This window comes from Enterobacter cloacae complex sp. OE43NF, from assembly GCF_023544405.1.
Taxonomy (GTDB): domain Bacteria; phylum Pseudomonadota; class Gammaproteobacteria; order Enterobacterales; family Enterobacteriaceae; genus Enterobacter; species Enterobacter cloacae.
On the sequence record NZ_JAMJFW010000037.1, the window covers coordinates 36,769 to 48,603 of the forward strand.

Sequence of the window (11,835 nt, forward strand, 5' to 3'; positions counted from 1 at the left end):
TAACCATGTCTGACAATCCAGTGATTGCGCTGATTGGTCCTGGTGCAATTGGTACCACTATCGCCGCGGTGCTACATGACGCTGGCCGCACGCCGCAGTTGTGCGGACGCACCGCACATCCTGAACTGCGTCTGCGCGACGACGAAGGTGAAACGGTCGTGCCGGGTCCGGTATTAATCGACCCGTCCGTCGTCACGCGTCCCGCCGATCTGGTTTTTGTGGCGGTAAAAACGACGCAGAACGCCGACAGCGCCGGGTGGCTGCGCGCCCTGTGCGATGAAAACACGGTGGTCTGCGCCCTGCAAAACGGCGTGGAGCAGAAAGCCCAATTGGAGCCGTGGGTTAATGGCGCAACGGTGCTGCCGTCGGTGGTCTGGTTCCCGGCGCAGCGTGAGCCGGATGCGTCGGTCTGGTTGCGTGCCAAACCGCGCCTGACGCTGCCGGACGTTCCGCAGGCAAAACGGGTGGTAGACGCGTTGCAGGGCACACGCTGTGCGGTTGAGCTGTCGGCTGATTTCGCCACTGTCGCCTGGCGCAAGCTGCTGCAAAACGCGGTGGCCGGGTTAATGGTGCTGGCCAATCGTCGTGCCGGGATGTTTTCGCGCGAGGATATCAGCGCGCTGGGGCTGGCGTATCTGCGCGAAGGCCTTACTGTCGCCCGTGCCGAGGGGGCAGCGCTCAATGATGACGTTGCGCAGGAGATCCTGGCGAACTTCCAGCGCGCCACGGCCGATTTAGGCACCTCGATCCTTGCCGACCGTCAGGCCAACCGCCCACTGGAGTGGGATATCCGCAACGGCGTGATCCAGCGCTATGGCCGCGCGCACGGTATTCCGGTGCCCATCAGCGATGTGATAGTGCCGCTGCTGGCGGCGGGGAGCGAGGGGCCGGGCTAACGGCCACTGTTTTTCCGCTCGGCAAAGTAGTGCGCGGGCGTGGTGCCCATTGCTTTGCGAAACATGGTGATAAACGCATTCACGGATTCATACCCGAGTTTTGTTGCCACATTCTGCACCGGGGCACCGCTCGCCAGCTCCTGTAGGGCGATAATCAGGTGCAGCTGCTGCCGCCATCGCCCAAAGCTCAGCCCGGTCTCGCGCTGCATCAGACGCGCAAAGGAACGTTCGCTGAGCGCCAGCCGTTTGGCCCAGTCTTTCAGGGTGCTTCTGTCCTCAGGGTGGCTGACCAGCGCGTCGGCCATAGCGCGTATTTTGGGATGCGCCGAAACTGGCAGGCTCAGCTTTTGCTGCGGCATGCTGGCCAGTTCATCAAGCGTTACCCGGGTGAGTCTTGCCGCGTGGCTGTCCGGCGGATAATCAACCTCTTCGCGGGTTAAACGGTCAACCAGTTCCTTAATCAACGGCGAAATCGCCAGGATACAGCATCGCGCCGGGAGCGCCGCCGCACCGGGCTCAATAAACAGATAGTTGAGATGGGCGTTCCAGGTCGCTTTAGCACTATGCGGAATGCCGCCGGGGATCCAGACCGCGCAGTCTGGCGGCACGATCCAGATATCGTTTTCCGCATAACAACTGACCGCGCCATAGCGGGCAATAATCAGCTGCCCCTTGCGGTGGGTGTGTACCGGCACTTCTGCAGCGTAGTCCACGAAGTCCAGATGACGCGCCACGGCAGGAGAGGCTGTGGCGTCAGGGTCATAGAGCGTATTAGCAAGTTGAGGTTTCATGTTTATGGCAATATTTAGGTATTTTTTGACAGAATAGAGTATTTAAGCGCGCTGACAAGCCGGTAATAATCCCGGCATGAACATCCTCATCTCTCGTTATTTACCAGCCGCACTGCAAAGCGATGCCCGCGCGCTGCTCTATTCCGCAAGGACATTTGCCGCCGCGATGCTGGCGTATTACATTGCGCTGTCGATCGGTCTCGACCGCCCTTCATGGGCCATTATTACCGTTTACATTGTGTCGCAGACGTCGGTGGGGGCATCGCTCAGCAGGGGCCTTTACCGTCTGGCCGGAACCGTAACGGGGGCCTGTGCCACCGTGCTGATCGTGCCCACTTTCGCAAATATGCCGATGGTTTGCAGCGTGGTGCTGACGGGGTGGATCACGTTCTGTCTTTGGTTATCCCTGCTGGAACGCACGCCCCGGGCCTATGCCTTTGTGCTGGCAGGTTACACCGCGAGCCTGATTGGTTTCCCGGCGGTCTCTGAGCCCGGTGCGATTTTTAACATCGCCGTCGTTCGGGTGCAGGAGATTGCGATTGGTATCTTCTGCGCGGCGGTGATTCACCGCTATGTATTGCCTGCGCGTATCTCCGCGCAGTTCAACAGTGCCTTATCGCAGACGCTGCGCACCGCACGCGAGCGGGTAGCCGACACGTTAGCGGGCAAACCCGGTACGGTGACGTCGCCCCTGCATTTTGCGCTGTCGCTGCAGTTCCTGCAGGGAATGAGCCATCATATCCCGTACGATTTCGCCCTTGCCGTTCCGGTACGCCAGGCCCGAAAAGCCATTCATGACCGGCTGGCGCGGTTGATTATGGTGAACTGTGAACTGCGTGACCGCTTACCCCTGACGGCGACAATGCCCGCTGAACTGCAAACCGTGCTGGACGATGTCCAGGCCTGGCTTGCCTGTGACGATGAAGAACAACGAAAACAGCTGGCAGACGCCCTCATTAAGCGTTGCCAGCAGGTCGCTGAGCGCGATGCTTCTCGGGCGCGGAGCCTGAAAGAGGCGGAGCGGGCAAGTTTTACCCGTTATCTGACGGAGGCCGTGCTTCTTTTGCAACAGTGCGATCGTCTTTCAGATGCGATCCACCACAGCCAGTTTGCGTCCGATCGCGTACAGAGCAGCGCGATCAAAGGCTACGTCTTCCACCGCGATCCGCTTACCGCCGCGCGCACGGCGCTGGGGGCGTTCGTCATCATCCTGAGCGGTTGTCTGGTCTGGATTTACTCCGCCTGGCCCGATGGCGGCACGGCAGTTTCGATCCTCGGTGTCTGCTGCACGCTGTTCGGCAGCTTCGACACCCCGGCGCCGCACCTCGTGAAATACATCATCGGCAGCATCTGGGGCGTAGTGATAAGCCTGCTCTACAGCTTTGCGCTACTTCCACAGGTGAGTGATTTCGCCGTGCTGGTGGCGGTACTTGCGCCAGCGTATCTGCTGGCCGGGTCGCTGCAGGCGCGCCCACCCACCACCTTTATGGCGATGGGGATCACCCTCACGTTGCCGGTGCTATCGGAGCTAAGCGCGCGCTACAGCGGCGATTTCGCCGCGGCGCTAAACACCGCCATTGCTCTCTTTTTCGCGACCGGTTTTGCCGTCATCAGCATGAGCCTGCTGCAAACCGTGCAGGCCGATGCCGCCATCAACCGGCTGCTGAGGTTGTGCCAGCGCGATATCCGCCGCAGCGTGAAAGGAAAAATGCAGAGCGATGAAACCCACTGGATCAATCTGATGATCGACAGGGCGGCCCTGTTACTGCCGCGTTTGCCGCGCAGTGGGCACGCTACCGAACAGGCGCTTAACCGACTGCTGCACGCGCTGCGGATTGGCCTCTCGGTGCGACACCTCCGCCGTACTGACACGCCGCCGGAAATCAACGCGCTGCTTTATCAACTGACGACGACGTCAGACACCGCCGCCTTACGTGAACGCCTCGCCGCCGCCATTGGCTGCCGTTTGCCTGCGGCTGATGAACAAACGCGGCAGGTTATCGGCAGGCTGGTGGAGCTCCACTGCGCATTACGGGGGCCGGACGATGGTCAATGATCTCAATGTCGGGGGCGTGTTGATCCCCGGGTTACTGATGGTGGCGCTTGTGGCGCTGGTCTGCACGCTGCTTCTCATACCGCTTTTCTCTCTCAGCAGGCTTTACCGCCGTTTGCCGTGTCGCCCGCTGATGGATGTTTCAACCTGGATCGTCACCTTTTACCTGCTCATGCAGGGGTTAACCGCGTTGGGGTTATTGATATGAAAGCATTACTTTCTCTGCTGGGCCGTTATGCGCTGACGCTAAGCGCCGTTGCGGCGGCAACGTGTCTGGCGTTTATCTTGTGGAAACATTACGCCCAGACCCCGTGGACCCGCGACGGACGCGTGCGGGCGGATGTGGTGCAGATAGCGCCGGACGTCTCCGGGCCGGTTATCAGCGTGGCGGTGCGGGATAATCAGTGGGTAAACCAGGGCGATGTGCTCTACAGCATCGATCCGCGCTGGCTCAAACTGGCGGTGGCCAGCGCGCAGGCGGATGTAGAGTCAAAACGCCATGAGATGCTGATGCGCCAGGATGCCGCCCGGCGACGCACGCAGATTAAGGACGCCATCTCCCGCGAGGTTTTGCAGCAAACTGGCAGTGCGGCGAACGTCGCGGCAGCCAATTATCATGGCGCACTTGCCGCGCTGGCGCTGGCCGAGCTTAATCTGGCTCACGCCTCCGTTCGCTCGCCAGTCTCGGGCTACGTCACGCATCTGCGGCTTCGCCCTGGCGATTATGCGACAGCGGGGGAGGCAAAGGTGACCATCGTTGATGCCCACAGCTTTTGGGTAGTGGGGTATTTTGAAGAGACCAAACTGCGCCATATCCGCGTGGGGGATAGCGCGCAGGTGGCGCTGATGGGTTATGACTCTGTACTCACGGGGCACGTGGAGAGCATCGGTCATGGGATTGGCGATAACAATGACGAGACCGGCGGGCTGGGTCTGCCCGACGTGGAGCCCACCTTCAGCTGGGTGCGACTGGCGCAGCGCGTGCCGGTGCGCATTCATATCGACAGCTTACCGAAGGGGGTTGAGCTGGTGGCGGGCCTGTCGGCGAGCGTGGCGGTGGGACAATAATCTGGGGATAGTCAGCCTTAAACACATATGCGAAACTTACCGCTTCTGAAAAAATGTGGTGGGACCCGCTCAATGTCAGAACCATCTTCGCAGTGCCTGTTTAATGAAGGAATGATCGCTTTTCCTGAGGGCTATCAGGATCGTACCGTCAATGTCTTCGCGCCGCCTGCAGCGGATGCGCCAGCATTCAACATCTCCCGTGATACCCTCAACCCCGGCGAAGCGCTTGCCGCGTATATCGATCGCCAGCTCGCCCTGATGGAAAAACATCTCAAGGGCTGGAAGCAGGGTGAACGCAGTGCCGCAACGCTCGGCGACGGCCTTTTGCAGGGTGAAATTGTCCACGCCAGCTATCTGCGCGACGGGAAACGCATCTGGCAGCAGCAGGCCGTGTTTAATGCCGAGGGCGATAACATTCTGGTGTTCACCATGACCTGCACCCGTACGCTGGGCGATACGGACTGCGCACTGTTCGGCGATCTTCTCAGGAGCTTTCGCTTCCACCATTAACACCAGGGATAGTCGTTATGTTTGAAGCTGCACGCGTTGGTGATGATATCGGCCACTCCGGTGCGCTGGCCGGGATGATTGCCGGAACGATTGTCGGTGGCCTGATTGCCGCCGCCGGGGGCATTCTGGCGGGGGCGATGTTTATTGCCGGTCTCGGCGCATCCTGCCTTGGCGTGGGTGTGCTGCTCGTCGGCGCAAGCCTGGCCGTGGGGTATTACACCGGGGAGCTGGCGACCGCCGCCCGGGACAGTATCGCCGATGCCGGGGCATCCAGTATGACGAAGAAAGGCGTCATCACCTCCGGCTCGCCCAATGTGTTTATCAACAGCAAACCCGCCGCCATCGCGACGGACAGCGCGGTGAAGTGCTCGGACGACGGCTCGCAGCAGATGGCCGAAGGCTCTAAGCGCGTCTCGATTAACAGCCAGCCTGCGTCCCGCATCGGGGATCGCACCACCTGCGACGCGAAGGTGATGACCGGCTCGGACAACGTCTTCATCGGCGGCGATCCGCAGCAAACCCTGCCCATTCAGTCTGAAGTGCCCGAGTGGCTCTATAAAGTCTCCGATCTTACTCTGCTGTTCGCCGGGCTTCTCGGTGGCTGGGGCGGTGCGGCCGGAAAAGTCGGGGCGCTCTCTAAGCTGCTGGGCAAAATCCCTGGGATCAATAAGCTGGCCCGTATCGCCTGCCGCGCCGGCACGCTGATGACCGGCGTAGTGGCCGCGGGGATCATCGCCCGTCCGGTGGATATCGTCAGCGGACAGAAATTTCTCAGCGGGGATGATGAGCTCGATTTTGTTCTGCCGTCGCGCTTGCCGGTGCGCTGGCAGCGCTACTGGCGCAGCGGCAACCCCGGCGACAGCGTGCTGGGCCGCGGCTGGAGCCTGTTCTGGGAAAGCCGCCTGGAGCCCTATCAGGACGGGCTGGTGTGGCGTGCGCCGTCCGGCGATTACATTGCCTTCCCGAACGTGCCGAAAGGGATGCGCACCTACTGCGAGAGCGAAAAAAACTGGCTTGAACATCACCATGATGACAGCTGGTCGGTGTATGACGTCAGCGGCGAACGCTGGCACTATGCGCCGCTGCAGGATGACGCACCGTCACTGCTTCAGCGCATCTCAGAACCCTGCGGCAACGATATCCTCTTCGAGTGGAATGCGGATAATACCCTGCATGCCCTGACCGACAGCGCGGGCCAGCGCGTGGTCTGCCGCTACGACCGTGACAGGCTCGCCAGCGCCTGGCTGGATGACGAGATTTGCCTGGTCAGTTACGCTTATGATGAACAGCGCCAGCTGGTCTGTGTGACCGGCCGGGGCGGTAGCGTGCGCCGACGCTTCCGCTGGCAGGACGGGCTGATGAGTGCCCACGAGGACGCCAACGGCCTGCTGAGCGAATACCGCTGGCGGGAGATTGACGGTCTGCCGCGCGTGGTCGGTTTCCGCCACAGCGGTGGCGAACAGCTGACGTTTGAATACGATTTTGATAACGGCATCCGTCGCGCCATTCGTGATGATGGTGCGCAGGCGCACTGGCTGATTGACGACGACGACAACGTCGCGCGCTTCACGGATTACGACGGCCGCCAGACGACGTTTGTCTACCGCGACGGCGAGCTCAGCGATGTCATTCTGCCCGGCGGTGCAATGCGCTGCAGTACCTGGGATAAGTATGGCCGCATGACCAGTGAGACGGACCCGGCAGGCCGTCGCACAGAATATTACTGGTATCGTCTGACCGACCGCATCACCCGGACGGTCTACCCGGACGGTACTTCATCGCAGGCCATGTACGACCTTCGCGGTCGTCTGCTGTCGGAAACGGATCCGGCCGGTAACGCCACCGCGTATCACTATCCCGATGAGGAAGAGAACCTGCCTGAGAGCATCACTGATGCCCTCGGCGGCGTGGTACGTCTGGTCTGGAACATCCAGGGGCTGCTGACGCAGCGCACCGATTGCTCCGGCAGCGTGACCCGTTTCAGTTACGACCGTTTCGGGCAGCTGATTGCCAGCGAGGATGCGGAAGGGAATATCACGCGTCGGGAGTGGAACAACGCCGGGCTGCTGAGTGCCGTGATCCATCCGGACGGCAGCCGCGAGTCGCTGGTGTGGAACGAACGCGGCCAGCTCACGGGCTGGCGCGACCCGCTGGAAAGCGAGGTAAGCTGGGCCTATAACGCGCTCGGTCTCCCGGTCAGCCTCACCGATCGTATTGGCCGCGTGCGCCAGTGGCGCTACGACCCGCGCGGTAACCTGCTGCGACTCGATAACGGCAACGGGGCGGAATACCGCTTCACCTATGACGCCGTGGGCCGCCCGCTCAGCGAAACGCGCCCGGACGAGACCGTGCGCCATATGGAATGGGACGCGCGAGGGTTCCTCTGCGCGCTCGAAGAAAATGGCCGACCTGCCGCCGACGGCGGCATCGCCCGTCGCGTCCAGCAGTTCAGCTATGACGACAGCGGGCTGCTGATCGGGCGCACTCAGCGCCACGCGGAGTACCGCTACGTCCGCGACCTGAGCGGCCAGATCACCCGCATCCGTCGCACGCCAACAGCCGAAGGCGTTGCGCTGGGTATCGAAAGCGATGAAATTGTTTACCGCCATGATGCCGCCGGGCGCGTGCTGAGCGAATCCGGCATTAACGGCGCGGTGGGCTATGAATGGGATGCCCTGAGCAACCTGACCGGCCTGACGCTGCCCGGTGAGCAAAAGCTGGCCTGGCTGCACTATGGCTCCGGCCACGTCAGCGCCATCCGCTTCGGGCAGCAGCTGGTGACCGAGTTCACCCGCGACCGCCTGCACCGCGAGGTGCGCCGCACCCAGGGCGCGCGCGAGCAGTTACGCCAGTATGACAGCCTTGGCAGACGTACCCTGCAGCGCAGTGAGCTGAGTACGGAGGTGACCCTGCCGGAGCAGGCGATACTGGAACGCCTGTATCGCTACACCGCACGCGGTGAGCTTTCTGGTGTCAGCGACACCCTGCGCGGTGAGGTGGATTACGGCTACGACGCCGAAGGGCGTCTGCTGAAGCACTACGAGGCCCGACAGGGGCACAGCCGCGCGCAGTTCAGCTATGACGCCGCGGATAACCTCGCCGCCAATGACGATGCTGTACCGGTCACGGATAACCGCCTGCAGCACTGGCAGGCGCTGTTTATGAAATACGACCACTGGGGCAACCTGGTCAGCCGCCGCAACGGGCTGTATGAACAGCATTATGCGTATGACGCCGAGAACCGGCTGGTATCCGCCCGCGGAACCGGGCCGGAAGGGCGGTTTGAGGCGCGCTATCACTACGACGCGCTGGGCCGCCGTACCCGCAAAATCGTCACCACCGCGCACGGCACCACCGAAACGCGCTTCCTGTGGCAGGGCTACCGCCTGTTGCAGGAGCAGCAGCAAACCGGGCTGTGCAGTACATATATTTATGACCCAAATGAAGCCTGGAGCCCGCTGGCGCGGGTGGATCATCTCCGAGACCAGAGCAGCGGTGAGATTTACTGGTTCAACACCGACCTGAACGGCGCGCCGCTGGAGGTGACCGACGAACGTGGTGCGGTACGCTGGAGCGGCCAGTACGGCAGCTTTGGCGAGGTACGCCATCAGAGCGAAGGGTTCTCACGGGTTGTGAATCGCACAGCGATGGCGCACCAGCCGCTTCGCTATGCAGGGCAGTACGCTGACGGTGAAACGGGGCTGCACTATAACCTGTTCCGCTACTACGACCCGCAGGTCGGGCGGTTTATTGTGCAGGATCCGATTGGGCTAGCGGGGGGATTAAATCTCTACCAATATGCTCCAAACCCTCTCAAATGGATAGATCCGTTAGGCTTAATGAAGTGCATGGGCGTTAGCGAGTCTGGTCATCATGTACCTGCTGTCCGCAAATCAAAAGGGCGGCCATTTGAAATTTCTAGATCAGATAAAACTCGCCCTACATTATTCCCTAGGGGAGAAAACCCAGAACATGATCATTGGCGATTACATGATGCGGAAAGAGATACAATAGGGCCAAGACAAGGTGATTTTCCTGGTTCAGATAAAGAGTTATTTGATGCTTACAGGAGAGCGTATTCCAAATTAGATGATATCAAAGTTGATGTTAAGTCTCCAAACGGAACCTATTCGTTAGGTACTAATGTGACGCCAGTTAAAGCCGTTGATTTAATAGAGGTCTGGCTAAAAGAACAAGGGTTAATGTAATGAGTAATAATAAGTTAGCTGAAGTTGAAAAATTTTTGTCCTCTGCATCAGTTTTTGATTTTCTCAAAACATTAGATGCAGACAGCGCCTTGGATTCTAGAGATGAGCCAGAATTCGATGATGCATGGATGAAAGAGTTTAACTCATTTAAAAATGAAAGTTTTGATGCGGATGATATTGAACATATCAATTCCGTGCGAGAAAAAGCATTTAAGCTATCATTCAGAGTAATTAATAATTCTGAAATATCATCACGCATATCAGATGATTTTGAATTAATTGCTAAAAGCGTTGTTGTTGGAAAGGATAATAACTGGGCCATCAGTTATCTATGGTCTTCGTATAAAGGTGGAAAGTTCCCACAATAAATGACGAGCCGGGAAAAGGTGTATTTTCCCGGCTGGTTTATTACTGAGTTCTATTTAAGTAGGCGAAGTGTGAATATTTTTCATCTACTTAACAATTTCTTATCTTTATGATTTTCTCGCTCAGGATCACCATTTAATTGATGCCAGCGATAAAATGCTTCATTTGAATCCTAATGTTATAATTCTATTTCCGAGAGCTTTATAGTGGTATGCCACATGTTGACTACGCACCAAATATGAGGAGTAAAGGACATTGTTGAAAAAAATAGAGCGTTTTGGAGCGAAGTCGGCATCATTACCATTAGATGAACTGAAAAAGAGTTTAAATACATTAGAAACATCAACAGGGCCAATTCCTGAAAGTTATCGTGCCTATTTACTTCATTTTGGCGTTTTTGTTCTTTTTGATGTAAATATTGTTTTCAAGGCGTTACAACCATCTCCATGGTCTGATGAGCAAGGAAACGATACGCTTGAGTCTTTGTACGGCCTTGCAGAATCGGGTAAAGAATATACTGTCTTTGAAATGGCTGATACATACCGGAATGATTTTCGCGATCAATGGTTACCGATAGGAGCCTCGTCTGGTGATAATCAAATCTGTCTTTGCCTCAAGGGAGGTATGTCGGGAGAGATTTGGTTTTGGGATCACGAGTCTGATCCAATATTCAATCATTCAGTAGTGACCTCCGGGCTGACGAAAATAGCAAACTCCTTCGATGAGTTTGTTGATATGCTTACTGCTCAGAATGATAAAATAGATGCATCAGGGGTAGTTAAAGTTGATCTTGATTTTTAATAAAAGTGTACTTGCGGTGATCCTAGCGAAGCCCATCTATTGCTGTAAGTTGGGTGTGGCTGGTGCAGCATATCACAGCAGCAACAGCCACTTCGCTATACTGGAAATATATAATTTGTCTTTTAAAAAGAGCATTATTAAAAATATTTCTGTGGATGCCATTTTTGGCTGTTCATACGATACTAACTATATTAATGAATTTCAGGCTTTCGGTAAAAATCTGTCAGGAGTGAAACGATTCATGATAAGGACAACTGATGAGTATAATTAAAAATCTTGTTGCAACGTGTATTAACTGCGCTGAAGAAAATGATGTTCTCACCATTGGAATAGGGGATGACAGTCATGATCCCAAAAACTTTATCATTATCGGACGATTCGACGAAGATGAATTACCCGTTAACGAATGCATTGGTTTCCAGAGTGAGTCAACGGAATATGAGTTAACAGACTCTATTCGTTCTGTTCAGCTCACTGAAGACAAACTTGTGATCGTGCTTAATGAAGATGCCGTAAAAATGATTGGTATCAGGGAATATCATGTGGTCATTCCTGCAGCAAAAGACTCTAAATCGCTTGGAAAGTGTTTGAGGGAATTGTTTGAAGGCAGTGACGTGCCTCTTCAATTATCATAGGAGTTTTAGCCGCGACATGGCCAGCTTGGCTGCGTCACTTTTTTCTTAATATTAAAAAATCATCCTCATCAATTCCCCACAAATGCACTTACCGGCACGCCAAAACGCTTCGCCAGCGCGCGCATATGATCCAGCGTTAACGTGCGCTGTCCGTTAAGGATCCGACTCACCAGAGACTTCTTGCCTATCTCGTTCTCGAAATCGCTCTGAGTGAGATGGTACTGGTCCATCAGCGTTCGCAATAACGCAACGCCTGACGGAATGCTGGCAACACGCGCATTAAATTCTGCAAACTCCGGAGACTCGTTTTCGTATTTATCGATTTTCGCGGTGAGCATCTCTACCAGCGGGCTATCGGGGTCATGCTCAATCAGATACTCCACCAACGCCAGAGCATCCTCGTAATCTTGTCGCGACGGGCTTGAGCCCAGGAAAGGAAGCTCGTTGGTCAGATCGTTTGCCGCTTTGATGGCTGCTGCATAGTTCATTCTTTCGTTCTCCGGTAGA

Annotated in this window: 11 protein-coding genes; 9 read left to right on the plus strand and 2 right to left on the minus strand. The window is 56.8% G+C overall.

The window, feature by feature from the left end:
• Nucleotides 1-5 precede the first annotated feature (5 nt).
• The gene (locus tag M8370_RS16785) at nt 6-896 is read left to right on the plus strand and encodes an oxidoreductase (protein WP_250021433.1); all 891 of its coding nucleotides are present in this window, start codon (nt 6-8) and stop codon (nt 894-896) included.
• On the opposite strand, the gene M8370_RS16790 is transcribed toward M8370_RS16785, so the two are convergent.
• The gene (locus tag M8370_RS16790) at nt 893-1,687 is read right to left on the minus strand and encodes an AraC family transcriptional regulator (RefSeq protein WP_023620414.1); all 795 of its coding nucleotides are present in this window, start codon (nt 1,685-1,687) and stop codon (nt 893-895) included. The two genes, M8370_RS16785 and M8370_RS16790, sit on opposite strands and share 4 nt — an antisense overlap.
• A gap of 76 nt (nt 1,688-1,763) precedes the next feature.
• Here M8370_RS16790 and M8370_RS16795 point away from each other — a divergent pair, with 76 nt between their 5' ends.
• The 8 genes from M8370_RS16795 to M8370_RS16830 all read left to right on the plus strand — a co-directional run bounded on the left by M8370_RS16795 (nt 1,764) and on the right by M8370_RS16830 (nt 11,328).
• On the plus strand, nt 1,764-3,743 hold the full coding sequence (locus M8370_RS16795) for an FUSC family protein (protein ID WP_250021435.1): 1,980 nt from the start codon (nt 1,764-1,766) through the stop codon (nt 3,741-3,743).
• Nucleotides 3,733-3,948, plus strand: coding sequence for a DUF1656 domain-containing protein (locus M8370_RS16800; protein ID WP_029882597.1), 216 nt, complete (start codon nt 3,733-3,735; stop codon nt 3,946-3,948). Before M8370_RS16795 ends, M8370_RS16800 begins: the two co-directional genes overlap by 11 nt.
• On the plus strand, nt 3,945-4,808 hold the full coding sequence (locus M8370_RS16805) for an efflux RND transporter periplasmic adaptor subunit (protein ID WP_250021437.1): 864 nt from the start codon (nt 3,945-3,947) through the stop codon (nt 4,806-4,808). Before M8370_RS16800 ends, M8370_RS16805 begins: the two co-directional genes overlap by 4 nt.
• Nucleotides 4,809-4,880: 72 nt before the next feature.
• Nucleotides 4,881-5,318 carry a DcrB-related protein gene (locus M8370_RS16810; RefSeq protein WP_038981063.1) on the plus strand — a complete coding sequence of 146 codons (438 nt, stop codon included), beginning with the start codon at nt 4,881-4,883 and terminating at the stop codon, nt 5,316-5,318.
• A gap of 17 nt (nt 5,319-5,335) precedes the next feature.
• The gene (locus M8370_RS16815) at nt 5,336-9,526 is read left to right on the plus strand and encodes an RHS repeat-associated core domain-containing protein (RefSeq protein ID WP_250021439.1); all 4,191 of its coding nucleotides are present in this window, start codon (nt 5,336-5,338) and stop codon (nt 9,524-9,526) included.
• Entirely contained in the window at nt 9,526-9,894 is a 369-nt protein-coding gene (locus M8370_RS16820) for an immunity protein PIM1 family protein (protein ID WP_095427340.1), read from the plus strand. Before M8370_RS16815 ends, M8370_RS16820 begins: the two co-directional genes overlap by 1 nt.
• A gap of 256 nt (nt 9,895-10,150) precedes the next feature.
• Nucleotides 10,151-10,693, plus strand: coding sequence for an SMI1/KNR4 family protein (locus M8370_RS16825; RefSeq protein ID WP_250021440.1), 543 nt, complete (start codon nt 10,151-10,153; stop codon nt 10,691-10,693).
• A gap of 257 nt (nt 10,694-10,950) precedes the next feature.
• Nucleotides 10,951-11,328, plus strand: a complete 378-nt coding sequence (locus tag M8370_RS16830) for a hypothetical protein (protein WP_250021442.1) — start codon at nt 10,951-10,953, stop codon at nt 11,326-11,328.
• Nucleotides 11,329-11,396: 68 nt separating this feature from the next.
• Here M8370_RS16830 and M8370_RS16835 read toward each other — a convergent pair whose 3' ends face one another.
• Nucleotides 11,397-11,816 (minus strand): helix-turn-helix domain-containing protein, encoded by a 420-nt coding sequence (locus tag M8370_RS16835; RefSeq protein ID WP_013097659.1) that lies wholly within the window; start codon nt 11,814-11,816, stop codon nt 11,397-11,399.
• Nucleotides 11,817-11,835 lie beyond the last annotated feature (19 nt).